The organism is Streptomyces canus (assembly GCF_030816965.1).
GTDB classification, from domain to species: Bacteria; Actinomycetota; Actinomycetes; order Streptomycetales; family Streptomycetaceae; genus Streptomyces; species Streptomyces canus_E.
Genome location: NZ_JAUSYQ010000002.1, coordinates 2,481,594 through 2,506,227 on the forward strand (window position 1 = coordinate 2,481,594; position 24,634 = coordinate 2,506,227).

Consider the following 24,634-nt stretch of genomic DNA (forward strand, 5'->3'; position numbering starts at 1 on the left):
CCTTCGAGAAGGCAGTCGGACGCCGGGTCCCTCCCAGGAGGAGCCCGGCGTCCGCGTTCTCACTGCCGTCCGCGCAGCTCCCGGTACGTCGTCACCAGGGCCTTCGTGGACGCGTCCAGGCCCGGCACCTCAGCGCCCTCGGTGAGTGCCGGCTCGACGCGCTTGGCCAGGACCTTGCCGAGCTCGACGCCCCACTGGTCGAAGGAGTCGATGTCCCAGATCGCGCCCTGGACGAACACCTTGTGTTCGTAGAGCGCGATGAGCTGGCCGAGGACCGACGGGGTCAGCTCGCGGGCCAGGATCGTCGTCGTCGGGTGGTTGCCCTTGAACGTCTTGTGCGGGACCAGCTCCTCGGCCACCCCCTCCGCACGCACCTCGTCCGGAGTCTTGCCGAAGGCCAGCGCCTGGGTCTGGGCGAAGAAGTTCGCCATCAGCAGGTCGTGCTGCGCCCTGAGGGCGTCGGACAGCTCGTCGATCGGACGGGCGAAGCCGATGAAGTCCGCCGGGATGAGCTTGGTGCCCTGGTGAATGAGCTGGTAGTAGGCGTGCTGCCCGTTGGTGCCGGGCGTACCCCACACCACCGGCCCGGTCTGCCACTCCGCGGGGTTGCCGTCACGGTCCACCGACTTGCCGTTGGACTCCATGTCCAGCTGCTGGAGATACGCGGTGAACTTCGACAGGTAGTGGCTGTACGGCAGCACCGCATGCGACTGCGCGTCATGGAAGTTGCCGTACCAGATGCCCAACAGGCCAAGGAGCAAAGGTACGTTGGACTCGGCCGGGGCGGTGCGGAAGTGTTCGTCGACGAGGTGGAAGCCGTCGAGCATCTCGCGGAAGCGGTCGGGCCCGATGGCGATCATCAGCGACAGACCGATCGCCGAGTCGTAGGAGTAGCGGCCGCCGACCCAGTCCCAGAACTCGAACATGTTGGCCGTGTCGATGCCGAAGTCCGCCACCTTCTCGGCGTTCGTCGACAGCGCCACGAAGTGCCGGGCGACCGCCTCCTGATCCGCCTTCAGCTCACCGAGCAGCCACGCGCGCGCCGAGGTGGCGTTGGTGATCGTCTCGATCGTGGTGAAGGTCTTCGAGGCGATGACGAACAGCGTCTCGGCCGCGTCCAGGTCGCGGGTGGCCTCATGCAGATCGGCGCCGTCGACGTTCGACACGAAGCGGACGGTGAGGTCGCGGTCGGTGAAGCCGCGCAGCACCTCGTACGCCATCGCGGGGCCCAGGTCGGAGCCGCCGATACCGATGTTGACGACGTTCTTGATACGCCTGCCGGTGTGGCCGGTCCACTCGCCGGAGCGGACGCGGCCCGCGAAGTCGCTCATCCTGTCGAGCACCGCGTGCACGCCCGGGACGACGTTCTCCCCGTCGACCTCGATGACCGCGTCGCGCGGGGCACGCAGGGCGGTGTGCAGCACGGCCCGGTCCTCGGTCGTGTTGATCTTCTCGCCGCGGAACATGGCGTCCCGCAGGCCGAAGACGTCGGTCGCGGCGGCGAGTTCGCGCAGCAGCCGCAGTGTCTCGTCGGTGACGAGGTGCTTGGAGTAGTCGACGTACAGGTCGCCGACCCGCAGTGTGTACGCGGTGCCGCGTCCGGCATCGGCGGCGAACAGCTCCCTCAGCCGCACCTCGCCGAGCTCTTCGCGGTGCTCGGCCAGCGCGGTCCACTCGGGCGTCCGGTTGAGCCTGGTACGGCCGTCTTCGTTCATGTCCGACTTCAGCCTTCTTTCGTGCCTGTGCCAGCTGTTCCAACCTAGTTGATCAGCGCGGCGCTCGACCCGTGGTGGCGTCGGCGTCCGGCGCACCAACAGGTACGTTCGCGTGGAGCGCGAGTATCAGCGAGGCGATGGACAGGACGAAGAAGGCCGTCGCGAACAGGGCAGAGCGAACCCTCGCAGCGCGTCAGCCGACCGGGAAACGGCTCCGGCCAGGCACCTCTCGGTGTCCCGGCCGGCTGTCGACTCTAGATCTCGCCCCTCAGTTTGGCGAGCGCCTCGGCGAGGATCGCCTCGCCGTCGGCGTCGCTGCGCCGCTCCCGTACATACGCCAGGTGCGTCTTGTACGGCTCGGTGCGCGGTGGGTCCGGCGGGTTGTCCCGGTCCTGTCCGGCGGGAAAGCCGCAGCGGGGGCAGTCCCAGGTATCGGGGACCTGCGCGTCGCTGGCGAAGCTGGGCTGCGTCTCGTGCCCGTTGGAGCACCAGAAGGAGATGCGCAGACGGGGCGCGGACTCGCCCCGCTCGGCTTCGCCCATCGGCCCCGCCCCGACCCGGCTACCTCGGATCGCGTTGCCACTTGCCACGGTCGTAACTCCCTGCGTGATGGTGCCGCGAAGCGAGTCGGCGTGTCGCTTCGTTGCGAGCGCCTCAGTCTACGTAAGGCCCAACGCGCGTCCAGTGGTTGGAGTTACAGCCCCCACACCTAGACGCAAGCCCCATGATAGGCCGCGCTCAGCTGCGCGTACCGAACATGGGGCCTTACGTGCGGAATGTACGTGCTGTGTGTGGCGTCGCCGCTCAGCTGTTCGTCTTCATGAGGAGACCGAGCACGATGATGCACGCGAACCACAGCAGACCGACCACGATGGTGATCCGGTCGAGGTTGCGCTCGGCGACCGAAGACCCGCCGACGGAGGACTGCATACCGCCACCGAACATGTCGGAGAGGCCGCCGCCCTTGCCCTTGTGCATGAGCACCAGCAGCATCATCAGGCCGCTGAAGACGATCAGGGCGATCGAGAACCCCATAACCACGGCTGGACCAACTTCCTCGGATCTGGATGGACGACAGGGGCACAGCCTCACGGCAGTGCCCCCGCAAGGGTACGACGGATCCCGCTTACCGCATACTCACTGGTCCCGGAAGCGCACGATCTTGACGAACTCGTCGGCGTCGAGTGACGCACCGCCCACGAGCGCCCCGTCGACGTCGGCCTGCGCCATGATCTCGGCGACGTTGCCGGCCTTGACGGAGCCGCCGTACTGGATGCGGACCTGGTCGGCCAGCTCCTGCGAGTACAGCTCGGCGATCTTGCCGCGGATGGCGGCACAGACCTCCTGGGCGTCCTCCGCTCCGCAGACCTTGCCGGTGCCGATGGCCCAGACCGGCTCGTAGGCGATGACGACGGACTCGGCCTGCTCGGCCGGGATGTCCTTGAGGCCGCCCTCGACCTGGCTGAGGGTGTGGGCGACGTGGTTGCCCACCTCGCGGACGTCCAGCTCCTCGCCGACGCACAGGATCGGGATGAGGCCGTGCTTGTAGGCCGCCTTGACCTTGGCGTTGACGATCTCGTCGGTCTCCGCGTGGTACTGACGGCGCTCGGAGTGGCCGATCGCCACATACGTGCACTTCAGCTTGGCCAGCATCGAGCCGGAGATCTCGCCGGTGTAGGCGCCGGAGTCGTGCGCCGAGAGGTCCTGGGCGCCGTACTTGATCTTGAGCTTGTCGCCGTCGACCAGGGTCTGCACGGAGCGCAGGTCGGTGAAGGGCGGCAGGACGGCGACCTCGACGGCCTCGTAGTCCTTGTCCGCGAGGGCGAAGGCGAGCTTCTGGACGTGGGCGATGGCCTCGAGGTGGTTGAGGTTCATCTTCCAGTTGCCCGCCATGATCGGCGTGCGCGTGCTCATGTAGGTCAGTCCTCCAGTGCGGCGAGGCCGGGGAGCGTCTTGCCCTCGAGGTATTCGAGGGAGGCGCCGCCACCGGTCGAGATGTGGCCGAATGCGTTCTCGTCGAAGCCCAGGGTGCGGACGGCCGCGGCGGAGTCGCCACCGCCGACCACCGTGAAGGCCGCGGAGTCGAGGAGAGCCTGGGCGACCGCCTTGGTGCCCTCGGCGAATTCGGGGTGTTCGAAGACGCCCATGGGACCGTTCCAGAAGACGGTGGCGGCGTCGGTGATCTTCGAGGCGTACAGCTTGCCGGACGCCGGGCCGATGTCCAGGCCCATCCGGTCGGCGGGGATGGCGTCCGCGGCGACGGTGGTGGAGTCGGCCGGGGCCTTGGTCTTCAGGTCCGGGAACGCGGGGGCGACCACCGCGTCGACCGGCAGGACCAGCTCGACGCCGGTCTTCTCGGCGCGCTCGATGTACTCCAGAACCGCCGGGATCTGGTCCTCCTGGAGGAGGGAGGCGCCGACCTCGTGGCCCCTGGCCTTGAGGAAGGTGAAGGCCATGCCCCCGCCGATGAGGATGCGGTCGGCCTTGCCGAGCAGCTCGTCGATGACGGCGAGCTTGTCGGAGACCTTGGCGCCGCCGAGCACGACCACGTAGGGGCGCTTGACGTCGTCGGTGAGCTTCTTCAGGACGCCGACCTCGGTGGCGATGAGGTGCCCTGCGTAGTGGGGCAGCCGGGCCGGGAGGTCGAACACCGAGGCGTGCTTGCGATGGACCGCGCCGAAGCCGTCGCCGACGTAGACATCGGCGAGGGCGGCGAGCTGGTCCGCGAAGGCGCCGCGCTCGGCGTCGTCCTTGGAGGTCTCGCCGGCGTTGAAGCGGAGGTTCTCGACGACCGCGACCTGGCCGTCGGCGAGGCCCGCGACCGTGGCGGTGGCCGACTCGCCCACCGTGTCGGTCGCGAACTCCACGGGGGCGTCCAGGAGTTCACCGAGGCGGGCGGCGGCCGGGGCGAGGGAGAAGGCCGGGTCCGGAGCGCCCTTGGGGCGGCCCAGGTGCGAGGCGACGACCACGCGGGCGCCGGCGTCGGCGAGGGCCTTCACGGTCGGCAGAACGGCTCGGATACGGCCGTCGTCGGTGATGGTGGTGCCGGACAGCGGCACGTTGAGGTCGGCGCGGACGAAGACCCGCTTGCCGGCCACGCCTTCGGCGAGGAGTTCGTCGATCGTCTTCATAAAGGGGACTCCTGAGGAGGGCTCTGGATCGTACGAAAGCTGATCACGTGAGTGAGGGCTCGGGCAACGCGTCCTCACGCTGCCCGAGCCCTTGCTCACACACCTAGGTGCCTGATCGGTCGATCAGAGCTGGTTGCCGACGAAGACCGTGAGGTCGACGAGGCGGTTGGAGTAGCCCCACTCGTTGTCGTACCAGCCGAGGATCTTCACCGAGTTGCCCTCCTGGACCATGGTCAGGGAGGAGTCGAACGTGCAGGAGGCCGGGTCGCTGACGATGTCCGAGGAGACGATCGGGTCCTCGGTGTACGACAGGTAGCCCTTGAGGTCGCCGTCCTCGGAGGCCTTCTTGAACGCGGCGTTGACCTCGTCCTTGGTGACCTCGCGCTGCAGCGTCACGACCAGGTCGGTGGCCGAACCGGTCGGGACCGGGACGCGCATGGCGATGCCGTCCAGCTTGCCCTTGAGCTGCGGGAGGACCAGCGCGGTGGCCTTGGCGGCACCCGTGGTGGTCGGGATGATGTTCTCGGCGGCGGCGCGGGCGCGGCGCAGGTCCGAGTGCGGGAAGTCCAGGATGCGCTGGTCGTTCGTGTACGCGTGGACCGTCGTCATCAGGCCCTTGACGATGCCGAAGTTCTCGTCGAGGACCTTGGCCATCGGCGCCACACAGTTGGTGGTGCAGGAGGCGTTGGAGATGACGTGGTGGTTCGCCGGGTCGTACTTGTCCTGGTTGACGCCCATCACGATGGTGATGTCCTCGTCCTTGGCCGGAGCCGAGATGAGGACCTTCTTGGCGCCGCCCGCGATGTGCTTCTCGGCGTCGGCCTTCTTCGTGAAGATGCCGGTCGACTCGACGACGATGTCGACGCCCAGCTCGCCCCACGGGATGTCGGCCGGGTTGCGCTCGGACAGCACCTTGATGGTGTGACCGTCGACGGTGATCGTGTCGGCGGTGTGCGACACCTCGGCCTTGAGGCGGCCCAGGATGGTGTCGTACTTCAGCAGGTGCGCGGTGGTCGCGGTGTCACCCAGGTCGTTGACAGCCACGATCTCGATGTCAGCACCCTGCTCCAGCAGCGCGCGGAAGTAGTTACGACCGATGCGGCCAAAGCCGTTGATGCCTACGCGGATCGTCACGAACCGATCTCCTCGTTGGTACGCCGGTTGTGAGACCGGCGAGCTGTATGGGATGTCCCCGACCACCCCCGACCCTACCTCCCTGAGCCCGGCGGGGTGACATCGAGATGCCCCATACCCGGCAGGGCGGTCCGTACCCGCCAGTAGGGGTACGGACCGCCCTGGACCGAGATCTCCGGTCACCCGTAATGACTACATCGAGTCACGCGGCGTTCACCCGCCTATGGCCGCGAGCGCCTTGGCGAGCAGGACCGTGCGGTCGGCCGCCGCGGTGACGTGCTCCAGGCCGAAGCCCAGCAGCACGGTGTCGTCCGTGGTGACCGCTCCGTAGGTCTTGAACAGCTCTCCGGCGCGCCCCCAGTCCTTCACGACCGCGGGGCTGCCCGCGGGCGGCCCGGGCACGCTCCACGCGCCGAGCGAGGTCTCGAAGCCCTCTGTCTCGACGTTCTGGCCGCCGACGACGACCGAGGTGTTGTCGACGAGGACGCCGCGACCGCCGGACCCGGGGTCGGTGATGTAGCTGAAGGACACCTCGACCTTCTTGCCCGCGTACGCGGAGAGGTCGAAGGAGACCTCCTGCCAGCCGGCCGAGGCCCCGGTGAGGCTGTTCCACCGGCCACTGGTGCCGGAGGCCGTGCAGCCGTCGGTGCCCAGGGTCAGATAGCGCTCGAGAGCGGGGTGGGCCGCGATGAAGAACCCGGCACCGCACTCCTCGGGCACGGCGGTACTGGTGGCGCCGCCCTTCTCGGGGAGCGTGGTCCAGTCGTCCGCCCCGGCAGTGTGCGCCTCCAGGGCGGCGTGGTCGTAGCCCTCCTCGGTGTCCCAGAGCATCCGGGTGCGCAGCGTGGGCGCCTGCGCGGCGGTCACCTGGGTGAGGTCGATGGTGCGGGTGAGGCGGTTCCAGGCGTAGTCGCTGTGCGTGACGGCCGCCATGGAGGTGCCCTCGTACGGTCCGTACGGGTTGGGTGTGCCGGGGTACGTGCCGGCTCCCGCGCTCGCGAACTGCGGGAAGGTCGCCACGGGCAGGTTGTCCGAGGTGACGCTGAAGGATCCGGCCGTGTCCAGCGGGTTGCCGGGGGCGGCTGCGAGGCTCGCGCCGGCTCCGGCGAGTCTGCCGGTGCCCTGGAAGGCCGAGGCGCCCGGCAGGGTCGTACGGGTGTAGGCGCCCAGGTAGTACTGGCTGAAGTCGTTCGACAGGGTGCCGCCGCCCAGGTCGACGCTGCCGCCGGCCCGCTCGCCCGCCTCGATCAGCTTGCCGCCCTCGTTCAGAAAGGCGCGTAGCTGGAGCTGGGTGGGGTTGCCCGGGACGGTCGCGCCCGAGTAGTGAACGACGGTCCTGAAGTGGTCCAGCACGCCGAGCGCGTCGGGCGCGCCCTGTGTGGCGACGTTCCAGACGATCGCCCTGCGGCCGGCCGCCTTGAGGGCGTCCACGTAGGTCTGCGCCTGTTCGGCGGTCGCGCCCTCCTCGGCGACCACGAGCACGTCCGCGCGCGGCCGCTCGGCCACCGTGTAGGTGAAGTGCGCGCTGGAGCTGGGCTTTCCGCTCTTCGTCCGGCCGGTGAACCAGACCTCGACCTTGTCGCCCGGATCGCCGTCGGCGACCTTGGCGCGGTACTCGTCGAAGGAGAGGTTGTCCTCACCGCCGTACGTCTCGCCGCCCTTCCAGGCCTTGAGCGCGATGTCCTTCGTACGGCCGCCGTTGACGCGGTACTTGAGCTCCTTGTCGCGCACGGACCTGCGTACGACGACGGAGACCTCCTGGTCCGCACCGCGCGAGTAGGAGGTGGTGAACGGCTTCGGGGTGAAGTCGGCGGCCTTCAGGCCGAGCGACGACTTCGGCTGGTCGGGCTTGGCCGCGGACTCGGCGACGGAGAGCGCGAAGGGGATGTTCTTCTCGAACTCCTGCTGGATCAGCCTCTCGTCGTCCGGGAAGTTGAAGACCGACTGGCAGTCCGCCGCGTTCCACTGGTCGTTCGGGTCGAGGTCCGAGGCGGTCTGGCAGGTCGACATCTCGGGGGTGAACATCGCCAGGCCGTTGACGTTCGACGCGTGGCCGTCCGCCTCGCCGTTGGTGGTGTACAGCTCCGAGGAGACCTGCGGACGGTAGCCGGGGATGGCGGAGTTGTTGGGGGTGCCGGCGAGCGCCTTGTACATGATGTCGTCGGGCGTGTCGGTGGCCACCTGCCAGCCGACGCCGTAGAGGAGGAGTTCGGCGGCGGAATGGTAGTTGATGCCGTACGTGAAGCCGATCCGCTTCTCGAAGGCGTCCAGTGCCTTGGTCTCGGGCTCCGAGGAGGGGGCCGCGCCGCGGTAGGTCTCACTGGTGGGGTTGGGGGACGAACCCTCGTTGTCGTAGCCCCACTTGTAGGAGAAGTTGCGGTTGAGGTCGACGCCGTCGCCGACACCGATGGTGCCGTCGCCGTTGTTGTCGTGCAGGTTCTTGCGCCACAGGCGGTTGCCGTCGCTCTGGAAGGTGTGGTCGTAGCCGTCGGGGTTGGCCGACAGGACGAACCACAGCTCGGTGGAGTCGACGATCTTCTTGACGCGCTTGTCGCTCTTGTAGTTGTCGACGTAGTGGTGGAGCAGCCGGCGGGTCATCTCCGGCGTGATCCACTCGCGCGCGTGCTGGTTGGACATGTAGAGGACGGAGGGTTTGGCGCCGTCCTTGGACTTCTTCGCGTTCTTGGTCAGCTTGAGCGCGAGGATGTCCTGGCCGTTCACGGTCCTGCCGATGGAGACGACCTTGGTGAGGCCGGGGTTGGCCCGGGCCGTCGCGAGGATCTCCTCCTGGAGGCCGCCGCTTCCGCTGTACGGCCGGAACACACCCTCGGCGGCCTTGTCCACGCGGGCCTCGGCCTTGGCGGTCAGGGTGTGCTCGGTGAGCTCGACGCCCTGCCCTTCGAGCTTCCGGGCCTCCTGGTCGGTGAGGTAGACCTCGACGGTCGCGGTGCCCTTCGCGGGCACCTGCTCGCTCAGTTCGTGGCCGTCCTGCCCGGCCGCCAGCAGCAGGGGTACCTGCCCGCTGGTCACCTCGGCGCGGAAGACCTTGACTTCGTTCGGATCAGGAGAACCTGCGCTCTCCGCGGCCTGGGCGACGGGCGCGATGCCCGCGCCGCCGAGCAGGAGCGCGCCAACGGCGAGGATCGGTCTCGCTCTTCGTCTCATGAGCCCCCCTTGCGGTGGTCCGCCACAGCAGCGAACAGATGCCAGGCTCATGACACTTGATGATCCAGTCAAGGGCGCCTCACGGATACGCAAACGCCGGTGCCGACGTCCCAAGTGGGCGTCGGCACCGGCGTGGTGAGTGACGGTCAGCCGACCAGGTTGTCGGCCATCTCCTCGGTGATGCTGGACTCCGTGCCCGGAATGCCGAGGTCGGAGGCGCGCTTGTCGGCCATGGCCAGCAGGCGGCGGATACGGCCGGCGACGGCGTCCTTGGTCAGCGGCGGGTCGGCGAGCGCGCCCAACTCCTCCAGGGAGGCCTGCTTGTGCTCCATGCGCAGCCGCCCGGCGGCGGCGAGGTGCTCGGGAACGTCGTCGGCGAGGATCTCCAGGGCCCGCTGGACCCGGGCTCCGGCGGCCACGGCCGCGCGCGCGGAGCGGCGGAGGTTGGCGTCGTCGAAGTTGGCGAGACGGTTCGCCGTGGCCCGCACCTCGCGGCGCATCCGGCGCTCCTCCCAGGCGAGCACCGACTCGTGGGCACCCAGCCGGGTGAGCAGGGCACCGATCGCGTCACCGTCCCGGACGACCACGCGGTCCACGCCGCGGACCTCGCGGGCCTTGGCGGCGATCGAGAGGCGGCGGGCGGCGCCGACCAGGGCGAGCGCGGCCTCGGGGCCCGGGCAGGTCACCTCCAGGGAGGAAGAGCGGCCGGGCTCGGTGAGCGAGCCGTGCGCCAGGAAGGCTCCGCGCCAGGCGGCCTCGGCGTCGCAGGTGGCACCGGAGACGACCTGCGGGGGAAGCCCCCGGATCGGGCGTCCCCGGCCGTCGACCAGGCCGGTCTGGCGGGCCAGCTGGTCACCGCCGGCCACGACCCGGACGACGTAACGCGAACCGCGGCGCAGTCCGCCCGGTGCCATCACGATCAGTTCGGAGCTGTGGCCGAAGATCTCCAGGATGTCCCGCTTCAGTCTGCGGGCCGCCATCGCGGTGTCCAGCTCCGCCTCGATCACAATGCGCCCGCTCACCAGGTGGAGGCCGCCGGCGAACCGCAGGATGGCGGAGACCTCCGCCTTTCTGCAGCAGGTCCGGGTGACGGGGAGCCGGGAGATCTCGTCCTTCACCGCTGCCGTCATCGCCATGGGCCGATCCTTCCATGCATCCGAAAAATACGGTCGTACGCGGCGGCCAACAGCTCCGGGTCGTGCCTCGGGGTTCCGTCGGGCCGGGCCACCGGCGCCAGCTCGACCGCGGCGCCGAACCGCTTGGCGGCATCGGTCAGGGAATCGCGGTCGGGCACGGCGGCCTGGTCGGCCAGCACCACGTCCAGGGCGAGTTTAGGGGCGTGTCGTCCCAAAACCTCCAAATGACGCTGCGGGGAGAAGCCATCGGTTTCTCCCGGCTGCGGTGCGAGGTTCAGGGAGAGTACCCGGCGCGCCTTCGTCTGGGTGAGCGCGTCCAGGAGTTCGGGCACCAGCAGATGCGGGATGACCGAGGAGAACCACGAGCCGGGTCCGAGGACCACCCAGTCCGCGTCCAGGACCGCCTCCACCGCCTCGGGGACCGCGGGCGGGTCGTGCGGCACGACGTGCACCGACTGCACCTCACCCGGGGTCAGAGCCACGGTCGCCTGTCCCCTTACGGTCTCCACGTCCTCGGGCCGGTCCGGGTCGTGCCCCTTGACCAGGGCCTGGAGCTCCAGGGGTACGGCGGACATGGGCAGCACGCGCCCGTGCGCGCCGAGGAGTCTGCCGACCAGGTCGAGGGCCTGGACATGGTCGCCGAGCTGCTCCCACAGGGCGACGATGAGCAGGTTGCCGACCGCGTGTTCGTGCAGGTCGCCCTTGGACTGGAAGCGGTACTGGATGACCCTGGCCCAGGTCTGGCCCCAGTCGTCGTCGCCGCACAGCGCGGCCAGCGCCTTACGCAGGTCACCGGGCGGCAGGACGCCCAGCTCGTCGCGCAGGCGCCCGCTGGAGCCGCCGTCGTCGGCCACGGTGACGACGGCGGTGAGGTCGCCGGTGATCCGGCGCAGTGCGGCGAGCGAGGCGGACAGGCCCATGCCACCGCCGAGCGCGACCACCTTGGGCTGGGCGCCGCGCCGACGGGGTCGTGCACCCCGGGCCTCGACGGGCCGGGTCGCGCGCCCTTCGGGGACGACCCTGCGCAGCCTGCTCAGCCGCGGACTACGTGCGGTCATTCCCGTCCCATGTCCCGGTGTACGACCACCGTCTCCACACCCTCGGCCGCGAGGCGCGCGGCGAGCTTCTCCGACGTGGCGACCGAGCGGTGCTTGCCGCCGGTGCAGCCGATGGCGATGGTCACGTACCGCTTGCCCTCGCGGCGGTAGCCGGCCGCGATGAGGCGCAGCAGCTCGGCGTAGCGGTCGAGGAACTCCTTGGCGCCGGGCTGGTTGAAGACGTACGCCGACACCTCCTCGTTGAGGCCGGTGAAGGGGCGCAGCTCCGGGACCCAGTGCGGGTTGGGCAGGAACCGCATGTCCGCGACCAGGTCGGCGTCGACCGGGAGGCCGTACTTGAAGCCGAAGGACATGACGGTGGCCCTGAGCTCGGGCTCCTCCTCGCCGGCGAACTGGGCGTCCATCTTGGCGCGCAGCTCGTGCACGTTGAGGCTGGAGGTGTCGATGACCAGGTCGGCGTCGCCGCGCAGCTCGCGCAGGAGCTCGCGCTCGGCGTCGATGCCGTCGACGATGCGGCCGTCGCCCTGGAGGGGGTGCGGGCGGCGCACGGACTCGAAGCGGCGCACCAGGGCCTCGTCGGAGGACTCCAGGAAGACGATCCGCCGGGTGACGTGCTTGGCCGCCAGGTCGGCGAGGGACTCGCGGAGGTTGTCGAAGAAGCGCCTTCCGCGGACGTCGACGACCACGGCGATCCGCGCGACATTGCCCTGCGAGCGGGCGCCGAGCTCCACCATGGTGGGGATCAGCGCGGGCGGGAGGTTGTCGACGACGAACCAGCCGAGGTCCTCCAGACACTTCGCTGCGGTGGAGCGCCCGGCGCCGGACATCCCGGAGATGATCACCAGCTCGGGGATGGCCGCCTCCGGGACTCCGGCCGCATCGGCGGGTGCGCCCGTACTCACCTGTGCGTCTTCTCCGCCCTGGTCCTGTTGTTCTTCGTGCTCGTTCACATTCATGTCTCCTGCCCCCGTCGTTCGTCCGGGGCACCCGCCGTCACGGGCTCCCCACCGGAACCCATGGTGCCGGGTTCCTCCTCATCCATGATCTCTCCAGTCGCCGTGTTCACGGCGGGCGCGGCCGGGGCCGCCTGGGCGAGGGCCACGGCGATCGTCTCGGCCGTCTTGCGGCCTATGCCGGGGACCTCGCAGATCTGGTCGATGGTGGCGGATCGTAGTTTCTTCAAGGACCCGAAATGTTTCAGCAGGGCCTGCTTGCGCGTGTCCCCGAGCCCGGGGACGTCGTCGAGCGGGCTCGACCGGAAGCGCTGGGCCCGCTTGGTGCGCTGGTAGGTGATCGCGAAGCGGTGGGCCTCGTCACGGACCCGCTGCAGAAGGTACAGGCCTTCGCTGGTGCGGGGCAGCACGACCGGGTCGTCCTCGCCCGGCAGCCAGACCTCCTCCAGGCGCTTGGCGAGGCCGCAGACGGCGATGTCGTCGATGCCGAGCTCGTCCAGGGCCTTCTTGGCGGCGGCGACCTGGGGCTGCCCGCCGTCGACGACGACGAGCTGGGGCGGGTAGGCGAACTTCTTCGGGCGGCCGTCGTCGTCCTTGAGGCCGTTCTCGGGGGCGCCCTCCTCGGGGAGGTCGTCCACCCACTCGCCCGTCTTCTCCTTCTCGGCGAGGTAGCGCCGGAAGCGGCGGGAGATCACCTCGTGCATGGACCGGACGTCGTCCTGCCCGGCGAAGCCTTTGATCTGAAAGCGGCGGTACTCGCTCTTGCGCTGGAGTCCGTCCTCGAAGACGACCATGGACGCGACCACGTCGTCGCCCTGGAGGTGGGAGATGTCATAGCACTCGATCCGCAGCGGCGCGCTGTCCAGGTCGAGGGCCTCGGCGATCTCCTCCAGGGCACGCGAGCGCGTGGTCAGGTCGGAGGCGCGCTTGGTCTTGTGCAGGCCGAGCGCCTGGAGGGCGTTGCGCTGCACGGTCTCCATGAGGGCCTTCTTGTCGCCGCGCTGCGGGATGCGCAGGGAGACCCCCGAGCCGCGGCGCTCGGTCAGCCACTCCTGGACCGGCTCGACCGGGTCGGGCAGGGCCGGGACGAGGACCTCCTTGGGGACCGAATCGCCCTTTTCCTCGCCGTAGAGCTGCTGGAGGGCGTGCTCGACGAGGGCGCCGGTGGTGATCTCCTCGACCTTGTCGGTGACCCAGCCGCGCTGGCCCCGGACACGTCCGCCGCGCACGTGGAAGATCTGGACGGCGGCCTCCAGCTCGTCCTCGGCGACGGCGATCAGGTCGGCGTCGGTCGCGTCGGCGAGCACCACCGCGCTCTTCTCCATGGCCTTCTTCAGGGCCCCGATGTCGTCGCGCAGGCGGGCCGCCCGCTCGTACTCCATCTCCTCGGCCGCGTCCTTCATCTGCTGCTCGAGACGGCGGATGTAGGTGCCGGTGCGGCCGGCCATGAAGTCGCAGAAGTCCTCGGCCAGGTCGCGGTGTTCGTCGGCGGAGACGCGGTCGACGCAGGGCGCCGAGCACTTGCCGATGTAGCCGAGGAGGCAGGGGCGGCCGGTGCGGGCGGCGTTCTTGAAGACGCCGGCGGAGCAGGTGCGGACCGGGAAGACGCGCAGGAGGAGGTCGACGGTGTCGCGGATCGCCCACGCGTGCCCGTACGGCCCGAAGTACCTGACGCCTTTGCGTTTCTGGCCGCGCATCACCTGCACGCGCGGGAACTCCTCGTTCATCGTCACCGCGAGGTACGGGTAGCTCTTGTCGTCGCGGTACTTGACGTTGAACCGGGGGTCGAACTCCTTGATCCAGGAGTACTCCAGCTGGAGGGCCTCGACCTCCGTGGACACCACCGTCCACTCCACGGACGCGGCCGTGGTCACCATCGTGCGGGTGCGGGGGTGCAGGCTCGCCAGGTCCTGGAAGTAGTTCGCCAGGCGCTGGCGCAGGCTTTTCGCCTTTCCGACGTAGATCACCCGGCGGTGCTCGTCGCGGAACCTGTACACCCCGGGAGAGTCCGGGATCTCCCCTGGTTTGGGGCGGTAGCTGGAGGGGTCGGCCATGTCTCACACCCTACTGGCGAGGGCTGACAGTCCGGTGAGCCTGTGGACAACGGCCGGTGGCCACGCATCGGGTCGGCCGCTGATCTCCCGGTGTGATCTCCGCCTTTCTCGACACCGCCGGGGTCGCGTCCGTGCTCCTGCGCTCGCCGGTGCTGGCCGAGCGCTGAGAGCGGCCGAGCGCGCTGGACCGGTTCCGGGTCAGCGGCCTGGCGGGGCATCTGGCCAGAGCGGTCCTCAACGTCGAGCGGTGGCTGGCCGAGCCGGTCCCGGCGGGCCGGCCCCCCATTGACGCGGTCATGTACTTCGTGGCCGGTGTCGGCCCGGCGCCGGATCTGGACGATGCGGTGCCGCTACGGATCCGCGAGGTGGGCGAGCAGGAGGCGGCCGGTGGGCCCGACGTCCTGGCCGAGGCGTTCGACGCCGCTCGCGCCCGGCTCACGACCCGGCTGCCGTCCATGCCGCTCGACCGGCCTGTCGGTGTGTTCACCCACGTACTGCCGCTCGACCAATGCCTGCTCACGCGCCTCGTGGAACTGGTGGTCCACCTCGACGACCTGGCCGTCAGTCTGGAGATCCCCACGCCGTCGGTGCCCGCCGAGGCCGCCGAGGCGGTCGCCGACTGTCTCACCCGCATCGCCGCGGTTCGCCACGGCTTCCTTCCGGTGATGCGCGCCCTGGCCCGCCGTGAACGAGCCACCGGTCCGATCGCGGCGTTCTAGCGCCTGCCCGGAGCCGGATCACGGCCGCGGTGGAGGGCCCGTGGACGACACAGGCGGCCTTCCCCCTGTCCGCCGGACAGGTCCTACCGGGACTCCAGGAACGTCAGCACGGCCAGCACCCGGCGGTGGTCGTCGGTGTCCTCCGTGAGGGCGAGTTTGCCGAGGATGCTGCGGACGTGTTTCTCGACGGTGCCCTCGGTGACCCACAGGCGTCGGCCGATGCCGGCGTTGGAGCGGCCCTCGGCCATCAGGGCGAGCACTTCGCGCTCGCGAGCGCTGAGACGGGCGAGCGGGTCGTCGCGGCGCTGGGCGGAGAACAGCTCCTGCACCAGGGAGGGGTCGACCACCGAGCCGCCCCGGTGGATGCGCTCCAGGGCCTCGATGAACTCGTCGACGACCGTGACGCGGCTCTTGAGGAGGTAGCCGACCTTGCGGCCGCTCGCCAGCAGTTCCAGGGCGTCCTCGACCTCGACGAACGCGGACAGGACGAGGATGCCGGTGTCAGGGTGGCGCTCACGGATGGTACGGGCGGCCTTGAGGCCTTCGGTCGAGTGGTCCGGAGGCATACTTATGTCGACGATCGCCAGTTCGGGGCGTTCCTCGTCGACCAGTTCCAGGAGCCGGACCGCGTCACCGGCCTGGCCCGCGACCTGGTATCCGACGCGCTCGCACAGGCTGGCGAGACCCTCCCTGAGCAGGATGTCGTCGTCGGCGAGGACGACCCGTCCCCGTGCCGGCTGCTGCGCTGCGTCGTCCATGCCCCAGCCCCCCTCGCCCGGCCTGTGCGGTGCGTCGTCCAAGGTCGGAGCTCCCCCGGCCCCGCCCTCTGCCCGCGCCCCAACAGCCTGCCCCACCCTTGGGTTTACGGCTAGCCGGAAGCGGAATTGGAGGCTTGCCGTGACGACATCAGGACGTGTCCGGGCGATGCTCGAACCAGTGCAGATGCAGTCCGACCGGCCGTCCCGGGCGAGGGACGGAAGGTCGCACGGCCGAAGGGTGCGGGACATGCGGCGGACACGGATCGAGAAGCAGCGGCGGCCGGTCCGTGCCCGTCAGTACCCGGACGAGACGTACGGCACGGTCGACGTCCTGGACCCGAGGGACCCGGACCTCGTGCGGGCCAAGCGTCTGCAGACCGCACAGAACGGCGCAACCCACCGCCTCCAGAGCCGGACGGATGCCTCTCCGTCCGACAGGACCGCCCGGAGCGTACGCGACGTCACCCAGTTCAGGCTCCCCCACCTGGACGAACTCCCCGGCGTGCGCCCCGGGCGGTCACCGGTCCGGCGAGGGCTCGCCCAGGGGCAGCCGCACGTCCATGGTGGTGCCCTCGCCGGGCGGGCTGCTGACCGCCAGCTTGCCGCCGATCGCCTCGACCCGGTCGATGAGACCGATCAGCCCGGAACCGCGTCCCGGCTCGGCGCCGCCGACGCCGTCGTCGCGGATGGCCAGCTCCAGAACTCCGTCCCGGATCTCCGCCGAGACCTCCACCACGCGCGCGTGCGCGTGCTTCGCCGCGTTGGTGAGGCATTCGGAGGTCACGTAGTAGGCGGCCACCTCCAGTTGTTCCGGCAGTCGGGCCGCGGGCAGCTTCAGGTCGAGCTCGACGGGGACGGCGGAGCGGCGGGCCAGGGAGCGCAGGGCGGGTCCCAGGCCGCCTTTGGAGAGGATGGCCGGGTGGACGCCCCGGGCCACCTGGAGCAGGTCCTGGAAGGCGTCGTCGAGGCCCTTGCCGACATGTGCCAGCTGTTCGGCGAGTTCCGAGGACTGGTCGGTCACCAGGCTCTCGGCGAGCCGCAGATCCAGCTGGAGGGCGACGAGCCGCTGCTGGACACCGTCGTGCAGATCGCGCTCGATGCGCCGCCGGGAGGCGTCCGCCGCGGCCACCACGCGCGCGCGTGAGGCGGTCAGCTGGTCACGGCTGTCGGCGTTGGCGATGGCGGTGGCGACGAGTTCGGTGAAGTCGGCCAGCCGCGACTCGGTGCCCACCGGCAGCATCTCCAGGGGAGAGGCCGCGACGACGAAGCCCCACAGCCGGTCGTCGACGACGATGGGCGCGCCCACGGCGTGTCCCACGTGGGCGGCGCGCCGGGTCCGGGTGACCGCGTCGATCGCCTCGTACCCCGCCTCGCTGCGCTCCTTGCGCGTGGCCTGTTCGAGTTCTTCCGGGATGCCGAGCACCGTCCCGAGGACGGTCTGCCTGCCGTCGGGCTCCTGCCGCAGGACGGCCGCGGTGGTGTCCAGCAGGTCCCCCACCTCCTCGGCCACCCTCGCGAACACCTCGGACGGCGGGGCGCCGTGTGCCACCAGGGTGGCGACCCGGCGCAGGGCGGCCTGTTCCCGGGCGGTGCGGCGGCTCTCGGTGACGTCGCGTGCGGTGGCGTAGATGAGTCCTTGTTCCAGGACCGGCCGGGCGCTCCACTGCAGCCAGCACTCGGTGCCGTCCGCGCGCAGGTAGCGGTTCTCGAACTCGGCCACCTCGACGCCGTCGGCCAGCCGTGCGAGGGCCGCACGGGTGGTGTCCCGGTCCTCCTCGTGCACGAACTCGATGAACGGCATCGACAGGATCGTCTCGCGCGGGTGGCCCAGAGTGCGCTCGAAGGCCGGGTTGACCCGCTTGAAGTAGCCGTCGGTCCCGCTGATGCAGAGCAGGTCCAGAGAGAGGTTGAAGATGCTCGCCAGTTCCTGCTCGGCCTCCTCGCGCCGCCCGTGCGCCGCCGCGAAGGAGGCCATGGTGCCGTTCATGCCGCCCAGCAGCTGGCTCCACGTGCCCTCGAAGGAGGCTTCGTCGGCGCGGTGTTCGAGGCGGTTGTGGTCGATCGCCGTGTTCATGGCGCGGATCTCGGCTGCCAGCCGCTCGGTGGTCACGCGCAGTTCGCGGAAGGTGTCGGCGACATCGCCCAGTTCGTCGCGGCCCGCGTACCGGATGTCGTACGAGAGATCGCCGTACGACAGTGCCCGGGCGCCCGCGGCGACCTGGCCGAGGGGCCGGGTGATCGACCGGCTGAGGGCGAGCGCGAGGAAGGTGACGAGGGCGAGCACGGCCAGGGAGGCGGTGAGGTCGCGCACCACGCGGACCTCCGCGTCGCGGCGGTCGTGGCCGGCCGTGGCGTCGAGTTCGAGGGCGGCCCGGTCCTGGATGCCGCGCAGCGCGTCGATGCGGGCCCCGGAGTCGGCGAGCCAGCGCTCGTACGAGGGCCAGGCGGCGGTCTCCGGGCGGGCGGTGGCGAGCAGGTCGCGGATCCTGCGGACGGCTCGGCCGGGGTCCCGGAACTGGATGACGTACAGCTGGGTCCGCAGTTCGGCCGAGGTGTTCTCCCGGAAGGCGTCCAGCTGGGCCGTCTCGAGCGCGGGCCAGCGTCCGGCGCCGGTGGGCCGGCCTGCGGGCCCGGCGAGCAGGGCGGCGACCTCCGCCTGTTCTCGGTCGGCGGCCTCGATGGCTCGCAGGAGCGCGATGTGGGCGTCGGCGGCGCGGCCCGAGGCCCGGGTGGGGCGGCCGGCTTCGAGCGCGGTGACGTCGTGGAGCAGGGTGTCCTCGACGCCGCCGTACTGCTCGGCGATGTCGGGGGCGGTGAGCGAGCCGGTGGTGATCTGGACGCGCAGGGAGTGCAGTTGACGGCCGAGGGCGCCGAGGTCGCCGGCGATGTCGGATCCGGACCACGAGGCGGCGCGGGTCACGGCGCGCTCCAGGGCCCGGTCGGTGGCGCGTTCGGCCTCCGTCCGTTCCGCCGGCGTGTCCTGGCCGGGGCGCAGCCGGGCCTTGACGGCGGCGAGCCGCTCGCCTGCGACGGCGTCGGTGACCTCGGCCGTCGCGAACGACACCCCGGTGCCGGTGTGGAAGTCGCGCAGGGTCCGCGCTTCCCGCCACTGGGCCACGGAGCTGAAGGCGGTGAAGGCGAGCAGCCCGGTCACCGGCAGCAGGACCAGCAGCATCAGCTTCCGGCCGACGCGCAGCCGGGCGAGCAGCGGGACGCGGTGCGGGACCCCGGAGCTTCGTCCGAGCGGTGAGCGGCGCATGGCAGGGCCTCAGGCGCCGACGCTTCCGTGCATGGTGCCGTTGGGTTCCGTCATGCGAAACACCCCTTTGTGGAGGGCCTTTTCACGCGCCCGCGCAGGGCTCGGTCGGTCGTGGCCCGGCCCCTTCAGCATGCCCGCGAACTCCGCTGGCGTCCATGCGTCCCGAGAGCCACGCGCCCCGGCACGGCGACGGCTCACGATCCGCCCTTCGGGTAACCGTCATGGGCGGCGAGGTCCTTGTCGATGGCCTCGACCGCCTCGTCGAGCGTGGCCTTCACCGGGGCCCTGTCGATCATGATCTTCGGGAAGGCCCGGGAGAACGCCTCGGTGATCGCCGGGTAGGCGGGGGTGCGCGGCCTCGGCCGGGCCACGCCGTCCGTCAACTGCTCGATGAACAGGTGCTCGGCGCCGCCCTCGGCGTACTCCGGCGAGAGCTTCACCGCGCTGTGCGTGGCCGGGATCGCGCCGTTGGCCACGCTCATGCGGTGGATCTGGTCCGGCTTCAGCAGATAGGCGAGGAAGCGCCATACGGCGTCGCCGTCGGCCCCGCCCGAGGTCACGCCCCACTGCCAGGAGCCCATCCCGGTGACGGTGCCCTCGCCGAAGTCGGGCAGCGGCACGATCGCCAGGTCACCGGGGAACTTCCTGGTGTAGTCCGGGTACCACCAGTGGCCTGTCCAGGAGATGACACTGCGCTCCTGGGCGAAGGCGTGTTCGCTCCTGCCGGGCTCGACGAGCCCCTCCTCCACCCAGTTCTGCAAGGTGGTGAGCGCCTCGACCGCCTCGGGTCCGTTCAGGAAGCCGTCGGCGGTCCGGAACGTCCTGGGGTCGATGAGATCCCCTCCCGCCGACCACACCGCGGGCGCGAAGCCGTAGGTGTTCCACTCCTCGCCGGGTTTCGCGTCGACGAGGCCCATGTCGAGCGGATACCGGTACCCCGCCTTGCGCAGGGTGCGCAGGATGTCCCTGAACTCGCGGACGGTCCAGGCGTCCTCGGCGCCCTGGGGAATCCTGAGATGGGCCTTCTTCAGCACTGAGGGCCGCACATAGAGCCCGAGCCCGGAGTCGAAGGTGCCGAGCCCGTACAACCTCCCCGCGTAGGTGCCCTGTTGGCGGATCGAGGGCAGCAGGTCCTTCCGCAGGCCGTCGGGCAGACAGGAGTCGATCGGCTTGATCTTGCCCGACCAGGCGTAGCTGTAGAGCCGGGGTCCGTCGAAGTCGAGCAGGTCCGGCAGGTCGCCGCTGGCCGCGGCGGAGAGCACCAGTTCGTTGTACGGCCGCTGCTCGGGCAGTGTGACGGCCTCGACCCGTACCTCCCGCTGCGCCTTGTTGAAGTCCCGGACCTGGCGGCGCAGTGTGTTGTACTCGGCGCTCGGCCCCGCGTGGAACCACACGGTGACCTGCGTGGTGCCCTCGATCCTGCCGTCACAGGTGGTGTCGGTGCGGACCCGCTCGCCCCTGTCGCCGCCGCCTCCCCCGCCACCGCACGCGGCGAGCAGCAGCGCGGCTGCCACCAGCCCCGAGGCCAGGGCGCGACGCCCACGGCCTCTTCCGACGTCTCCGAGCGGCGCTTTCATCGCACACCCCCACTCGACCGGACTCGCACGGCCTTCCCAGGGCAGCCCACATGCTACCGCCCGTCACCTCTCGCTGCGCTGGGTGAGCGGGAACTGGCGCACTCGGTACAGGACTTGAGCACATTCCAGGTGCCGGGAAGCAATCCGTCCCGACTCTTTCCGGGTAGCCGGAAAGCGCAATCCCCGGACGGTTGGGACCCTGTGCGCATGTCCATGCGCTGTCTTCTCGTCGATGACAGCATCCGGTTCCTGGAGGCCGCGCGAAGTCTGCTGGAACGCGACGGTATACCTGTCGTCGGCGTCGCACTGTCGGGTACCGAGGCTCTCGCACGGGCCGCGGAGCTGAGCCCGGACGTCGTCCTGGTCGATCTCGACCTCGACGGCGAGAGCGGGTTCGACGTGGCGGTGGAGCTGGCCCGCAGTGTCTCCTGCGTCATCATCCTGATCTCCACGCACGCGCTGGACGACTTCGAGGAGCTGGTCGCCGGCAGCCCGGCGCGCGGCTTTCTGCCCAAGTCGGCGCTGTCGGCGCGGGCGATCAGGGAGTTGCTGGGCGGCGACGGGGAGGCCCCGCCCGCCTGAAACGGAGGGCCCGCCGTCCGGCCGGGAGTGCGCCATCGTTCGGCGGCAGGTGTTGTCGGGACTTGGTCAACACGCTTCAATGCGGGGGAACTCGGGGCCGGGAACGACGGCGTACGGATGTGAAGCCTCCTTGCGGCACTGCCGCGGACGGCCCCGACGCACCCTCACGAACGGCCTGACCAGCCGCCCGGACCTGCACAGAAAGGCCCCTGCATGCCGCACGCCACACAGCACGCGGACGTCGCGACCGTCGCCGACGCGGAACTGGACACGGCCCTGCGAGGCGGCCCCTTCCACGTCGCGCTGCGCGCCGCGATCGCCGCCCGGGGGCTGCCGCTGCAGCGCGTCCAGCACCATCTGACGCGGTACGGAGTCAGGGTGGGCGTCACCAGCCTGAGCTACTGGCAGCAGGGTGCCCGGCGCCCGCAGCGTCCCGAGTCGCTGCGGGCCGTACGGGCGCTGGAAGAGATCCTGCAGCTGCCGGAGGAGTCACTGATCCGGCTCCTCGCCGAGCACGACGACCGGTCGGCCGCTGTGCAGCCCGCGGCCCGTTCCTACCGTTCCCTCCTCGCGGCCTCGGACGTCCTCGAACAGCTGTTGGGCGAGCTGGACTCGCCGCCCGACGGCGGCCTGCACACTCTCGGCCACCACGAGCGGATAGACATCGGGGCGCGCCGCGAGCTGCGCGGCCGCGAGTCGCACCACATCGTGCGCGCCCACCGTGAGGGCGTCGACCGTTTCATGGCCGTCCACCACGGCGACCCGGGGTGCAAGCCTGACCTCATGACCGTGCACGCCCTGGAGAACTGCCGTACGGGACGCGTCCGTTCGCACCACGACACGGGGGTGCTCGTCGCCGAGCTGCTCCTCGACGCCCGGCTGCGCGCGGGCGACACCTTCCTGTTCCGCTACTGCGTCGAGGACGGCACGGCCGGAGTGTCCCGCGAGTACGTCCGCGGCTTCGGCTCACCGGGCGGTCAGTACGCGCTCCAGGTCCGGTTCGACGAGAACGCCCTGCCCCTGCGCTGCCACCGCTTCGCCCAGCACTCCCCCGCGGCCCCCCGCAGCGGCCGCCAGGAGCTGGCCCTCACCGGCCACCACCACTCGGTGCACCTCGTCGAGCCGCGGGTGCGCTCGGGGGCCGTGGGGATCGGGTGGGACTGGGAGTGAGCGGTGTGCCGTCCGCTCGGTGACGGCACGTAAACGCTTGCGCAAGCGTTTACGTGCGCCGCTGAATGGGATACCTTCCGGGCCATGGGCCGCCGTTCTGGTGCCCTGTGGGCGTCCTTCCGGGAGGGGAACCCGATGCCGACCATGGCCGACGTGGCACGCAGCGCGGGGGTGTCCGTGGCGACCGTCTCGCACGTCCTCAACGGCACCCGGCCGGTCCTGCCCCACACCCGCCAGGCCGTGCTGGACGCCGTCGACGAGCTCGGCTACACGCCCAACACCCTCGCCCGCTCCCTGGTGACCTCCCGCACCCACTCCATCGGGCTCGCGGTGTCGGCGATCAGCAACCCGTACTTCACGGAGATCCTCCAGGGCGTCGAGGCGGGTGCGCTGGAACACGGCTACAGCCTGCTCATCGCCGATCCGCACGACGATCCCGACCACGAGTGCAAGGTCGTCCAGCTGCTGCACGAGAGGCGTGTGGACGGCATGATCGTCGCGCCCTCGGCGGACCCGCGCGAATTGGTCTCCTACCTTGGGCGCCACCGGGTCCCGACGGTGTTCCTCGACCGCGTGATCGACGGAGTGATCGAAGGCGTGGCCGGCGGTGGGGTCGAGGCCCCGGCGGACGGCCCGCAGCGCTTCGACCAGGTCTGCGCCGAGAACACGGGGCCGACGGCCCGGCTGGTCACCCATCTCGCCGGACGCGGCCACCGGCGCATCGGCCTGGTGGCGGGCCTGCCCGGACTGAGCACCACCGCCGAACGGATCACCGGATACCGCCAGGGCCTCACCACCGCCCGTCTCCCCTACGACGACGACCTCGTCGTCCACGGCGACTCCGAGTCGGCCGGAGCCGAACGGGCCACAGCCACCCTGCTCTCCCTCGCCGCACCGCCCACCGCCCTCGTCACCGCCAACAACGCCATGACCATCGGCACCCTGCGCGCCCTGCGCGACCGCGGTCTGTCGGTACCGGACGACCTCGCCCTGTGCTGCTTCGACGACTTCGCCTGGGCCGACCTGTTCTCGCCCCGGCTCACCGCGATCGCCCAGCCCAGCAGGGAGATCGGCGCACAGGCGGTCCGTGTGCTCCTGGACCGCCTCGCCGCGCCGGACCGGCCCGCCCGGACCGTGCGCCTCGACTGCACGTTCGTCCACCGCACGTCATGCGGCTGCCCCGACTCCGGGGAGCGGGGGCAGCCCTCGCAGCCCTCGCAGCCCTCGCAGTTCTCTCAGCCTTCCCAGCCCTCGCAGCCCTCGCAGTTCGAGAAAGGAAACGTCTCGTGATCGTCGTCGCCGGTGAGGCCCTGATCGACCTGGTACCGCAGGGCAGAGGCGCCCTCGCGAGCCTCACGCCGGCGCTCGGCGGCGGCCCCTACAACACCGCCGTGGCCCTCGGCCGGCTCGGCTCCCCCACTGCCTTCTGCTCCCGCACCTCGCTCGACGCCTTCGGCGAGGCCCTGCTCGACGGGCTGCGGGAGGCGGGGGTGGACGTGTCCCCCGTGCAGCGCGGTACGGAACCCACCACGCTCGCCGTCGCCACGATCGACACCAACGGCTCGGCCGCCTACTCCTTCTACGTCGACGGCACCGCCGACCGTCTGTTCGCCGCCCCCGCCTCACTCCCCACCGACACGCGCGCGGTGTCCTTCGGGACCTGCTCGCTGGTCCTTGAGCCGGGGGCGAGCGCATACGAGGAGCTGCTGCGGACCGCGGCCGCGCAGGGTGTGTTCACCGCGCTCGACCCGAACATCCGGGCCGGGCTGATCCCCGACGCGGACGCCTACCGGGCTCGGTTCAAGAGCTGGCTGCCGTCGGTGTCGCTGCTCAAACTCTCCGAGGAGGACGCGCTGTGGCTGGGCGGCACCCCGCGCGAGTGGCTGGCCTCGGGACCCTCGGCCGTCGTGGTCACCCATGGCGGTGACGGGCTGACCGTGTTCACCCGGGACGGGGCGGCGCTTGCCGTGCCGGGCGAGAAGGTCGACGTCGTGGACACCATCGGCGCCGGCGACACCGTGAACGCGGCCCTGCTGCACGGTCTGGGCACCCTCGACGCGCTGTCCCCGGCGGCGCTCGCGGGCCTGGGCGTCGAGGACTGGACCCGGCTGCTGCGATTCGCGGCACGCGCGGCCGCGATCACCTGCTCACGGGCGGGGGCGCAGCCGCCGTACGCGTCCGAACTGGGTGGACTGTAGGCACTGACGAGACCGGTATCCGTCC

19 protein-coding genes are annotated in these 24,634 nt (G+C 70.6%); 5 read left to right on the top strand and 14 right to left on the bottom strand.

The window, feature by feature from the left end; genetic code table 11:
• Positions 1 to 59 precede the first annotated feature (59 nt).
• The 11 genes from pgi to uvrC all read right to left on the bottom strand — a co-directional run bounded on the left by pgi (position 60) and on the right by uvrC (position 14,346).
• Positions 60 to 1,715 (bottom strand): glucose-6-phosphate isomerase, encoded by a 1,656-nt coding sequence (pgi, locus tag QF027_RS12430; RefSeq protein WP_307074499.1) that lies wholly within the window; start codon positions 1,713 to 1,715, stop codon positions 60 to 62.
• A gap of 254 nt (positions 1,716 to 1,969) precedes the next feature.
• Complete coding sequence (locus tag QF027_RS12435) at positions 1,970 to 2,305, bottom strand: RNA polymerase-binding protein RbpA (protein ID WP_003957010.1); 336 nt, start codon at positions 2,303 to 2,305, stop codon at positions 1,970 to 1,972.
• Between the two features lie 214 nt (positions 2,306 to 2,519).
• Positions 2,520 to 2,750 (bottom strand): preprotein translocase subunit SecG, encoded by a 231-nt coding sequence (secG, locus tag QF027_RS12440; protein WP_020120079.1) that lies wholly within the window; start codon positions 2,748 to 2,750, stop codon positions 2,520 to 2,522.
• Positions 2,751 to 2,852: 102 nt separating this feature from the next.
• Positions 2,853 to 3,629 (bottom strand): triose-phosphate isomerase, encoded by a 777-nt coding sequence (gene tpiA, locus QF027_RS12445; RefSeq protein ID WP_307074500.1) that lies wholly within the window; start codon positions 3,627 to 3,629, stop codon positions 2,853 to 2,855.
• Between the two features lie 5 nt (positions 3,630 to 3,634).
• Positions 3,635 to 4,846, bottom strand: coding sequence for a phosphoglycerate kinase (locus QF027_RS12450; RefSeq protein ID WP_307074502.1), 1,212 nt, complete (start codon positions 4,844 to 4,846; stop codon positions 3,635 to 3,637).
• Between the two features lie 123 nt (positions 4,847 to 4,969).
• Entirely contained in the window at positions 4,970 to 5,980 is a 1,011-nt protein-coding gene (gap, locus tag QF027_RS12455; RefSeq protein ID WP_306983135.1) for a type I glyceraldehyde-3-phosphate dehydrogenase, read from the bottom strand.
• Positions 5,981 to 6,193: 213 nt separating this feature from the next.
• Positions 6,194 to 9,145 carry a M14 family metallopeptidase gene (locus tag QF027_RS12460; RefSeq protein ID WP_307074503.1) on the bottom strand — a complete coding sequence of 984 codons (2,952 nt, stop codon included), beginning with the start codon at positions 9,143 to 9,145 and terminating at the stop codon, positions 6,194 to 6,196.
• 146 nt (positions 9,146 to 9,291) lie between these two features.
• Complete coding sequence (gene whiA / locus QF027_RS12465; RefSeq protein ID WP_031057649.1) at positions 9,292 to 10,281, bottom strand: DNA-binding protein WhiA; 990 nt, start codon at positions 10,279 to 10,281, stop codon at positions 9,292 to 9,294.
• On the bottom strand, positions 10,272 to 11,339 hold the full coding sequence (locus QF027_RS12470; protein ID WP_306983129.1) for a gluconeogenesis factor YvcK family protein: 1,068 nt from the start codon (positions 11,337 to 11,339) through the stop codon (positions 10,272 to 10,274). Before QF027_RS12470 ends, whiA begins: the two co-directional genes overlap by 10 nt.
• Positions 11,336 to 12,295: an RNase adapter RapZ gene (rapZ, locus tag QF027_RS12475; RefSeq protein WP_057618362.1), complete on the bottom strand. Its 960-nt coding sequence runs from the start codon at positions 12,293 to 12,295 to the stop codon at positions 11,336 to 11,338. The genes QF027_RS12470 and rapZ overlap by 4 nt, the downstream gene beginning before the upstream one ends.
• Positions 12,292 to 14,346, bottom strand: a complete 2,055-nt coding sequence (uvrC, locus tag QF027_RS12480) for an excinuclease ABC subunit UvrC (RefSeq protein ID WP_306983126.1) — start codon at positions 14,344 to 14,346, stop codon at positions 12,292 to 12,294. The genes rapZ and uvrC overlap by 4 nt, the downstream gene beginning before the upstream one ends.
• Before the next feature lie 182 nt (positions 14,347 to 14,528).
• Here uvrC and QF027_RS12485 point away from each other — a divergent pair, with 182 nt between their 5' ends.
• Positions 14,529 to 15,065 (top strand): maleylpyruvate isomerase N-terminal domain-containing protein, encoded by a 537-nt coding sequence (locus QF027_RS12485; protein ID WP_307082347.1) that lies wholly within the window; start codon positions 14,529 to 14,531, stop codon positions 15,063 to 15,065.
• An 83-nt stretch (positions 15,066 to 15,148) separates the two neighbouring features.
• Here QF027_RS12485 and QF027_RS12490 read toward each other — a convergent pair whose 3' ends face one another.
• The 3 genes from QF027_RS12490 to QF027_RS12500 form a co-directional block, all read right to left on the bottom strand.
• Positions 15,149 to 15,823 (bottom strand): response regulator transcription factor, encoded by a 675-nt coding sequence (locus QF027_RS12490; protein WP_307074505.1) that lies wholly within the window; start codon positions 15,821 to 15,823, stop codon positions 15,149 to 15,151.
• Positions 15,824 to 16,340: 517 nt separating this feature from the next.
• Positions 16,341 to 19,082 (bottom strand): nitrate- and nitrite sensing domain-containing protein, encoded by a 2,742-nt coding sequence (locus QF027_RS12495; protein ID WP_307074507.1) that lies wholly within the window; start codon positions 19,080 to 19,082, stop codon positions 16,341 to 16,343.
• Positions 19,083 to 19,276: 194 nt separating this feature from the next.
• Complete coding sequence (locus QF027_RS12500) at positions 19,277 to 20,659, bottom strand: ABC transporter substrate-binding protein (RefSeq protein ID WP_307074509.1); 1,383 nt, start codon at positions 20,657 to 20,659, stop codon at positions 19,277 to 19,279.
• Positions 20,660 to 20,866: 207 nt separating this feature from the next.
• Between QF027_RS12500 and QF027_RS12505 the strand changes: the two genes are divergently transcribed.
• From QF027_RS12505 to QF027_RS12520, 4 genes are all read left to right on the top strand, one after another.
• Positions 20,867 to 21,241, top strand: coding sequence for a response regulator (locus QF027_RS12505; protein ID WP_307074510.1), 375 nt, complete (start codon positions 20,867 to 20,869; stop codon positions 21,239 to 21,241).
• Positions 21,242 to 21,454: 213 nt separating this feature from the next.
• Entirely contained in the window at positions 21,455 to 22,411 is a 957-nt protein-coding gene (locus tag QF027_RS12510; RefSeq protein WP_307074512.1) for a hypothetical protein, read from the top strand.
• Between the two features lie 135 nt (positions 22,412 to 22,546).
• A complete protein-coding gene (locus tag QF027_RS12515; protein WP_307082349.1) occupies positions 22,547 to 23,701 on the top strand; it encodes a LacI family DNA-binding transcriptional regulator in 1,155 nt (384 codons plus the stop codon).
• Positions 23,698 to 24,609: a carbohydrate kinase family protein gene (locus QF027_RS12520; protein WP_307074514.1), complete on the top strand. Its 912-nt coding sequence runs from the start codon at positions 23,698 to 23,700 to the stop codon at positions 24,607 to 24,609. The genes QF027_RS12515 and QF027_RS12520 overlap by 4 nt, the downstream gene beginning before the upstream one ends.
• The last annotated feature ends 25 nt before the right edge of the window (positions 24,610 to 24,634 follow it).

What these genes read in the sequence shown, in the direction of transcription:
- secG (WP_020120079.1), bottom strand. Translation starts at nt 2,750, where the DNA reads ATGGGGTTCTCGATCGCCCTGATCGTCTTCAGCGGCCTGATGATGCTG.
- rapZ (WP_057618362.1), bottom strand. Translation starts at nt 12,295, where the DNA reads ATGAATGTGAACGAGCACGAAGAACAACAGGACCAGGGCGGAGAAGAC.
- whiA (WP_031057649.1), bottom strand. Translation starts at nt 10,281, where the DNA reads ATGGCGATGACGGCAGCGGTGAAGGACGAGATCTCCCGGCTCCCCGTC.
- tpiA (WP_307074500.1), bottom strand. Translation starts at nt 3,629, where the DNA reads ATGAGCACGCGCACGCCGATCATGGCGGGCAACTGGAAGATGAACCTC.
- QF027_RS12495 (WP_307074507.1), bottom strand. Translation starts at nt 19,082, where the DNA reads ATGCGCCGCTCACCGCTCGGACGAAGCTCCGGGGTCCCGCACCGCGTC.
- QF027_RS12470 (WP_306983129.1), bottom strand. Translation starts at nt 11,339, where the DNA reads ATGACCGCACGTAGTCCGCGGCTGAGCAGGCTGCGCAGGGTCGTCCCC.
- uvrC (WP_306983126.1), bottom strand. Translation starts at nt 14,346, where the DNA reads ATGGCCGACCCCTCCAGCTACCGCCCCAAACCAGGGGAGATCCCGGAC.
- QF027_RS12460 (WP_307074503.1), bottom strand. Translation starts at nt 9,145, where the DNA reads ATGAGACGAAGAGCGAGACCGATCCTCGCCGTTGGCGCGCTCCTGCTC.
- QF027_RS12450 (WP_307074502.1), bottom strand. Translation starts at nt 4,846, where the DNA reads ATGAAGACGATCGACGAACTCCTCGCCGAAGGCGTGGCCGGCAAGCGG.
- QF027_RS12510 (WP_307074512.1), top strand. Translation starts at nt 21,455, where the DNA reads ATGCCGCACGCCACACAGCACGCGGACGTCGCGACCGTCGCCGACGCG.
- pgi (WP_307074499.1), bottom strand. Translation starts at nt 1,715, where the DNA reads ATGAACGAAGACGGCCGTACCAGGCTCAACCGGACGCCCGAGTGGACC.
- QF027_RS12500 (WP_307074509.1), bottom strand. Translation starts at nt 20,659, where the DNA reads ATGAAAGCGCCGCTCGGAGACGTCGGAAGAGGCCGTGGGCGTCGCGCC.
- QF027_RS12515 (WP_307082349.1), top strand. Translation starts at nt 22,547, where the DNA reads ATGCCGACCATGGCCGACGTGGCACGCAGCGCGGGGGTGTCCGTGGCG.
- QF027_RS12490 (WP_307074505.1), bottom strand. Translation starts at nt 15,823, where the DNA reads ATGGACGACGCAGCGCAGCAGCCGGCACGGGGACGGGTCGTCCTCGCC.
- QF027_RS12505 (WP_307074510.1), top strand. Translation starts at nt 20,867, where the DNA reads ATGTCCATGCGCTGTCTTCTCGTCGATGACAGCATCCGGTTCCTGGAG.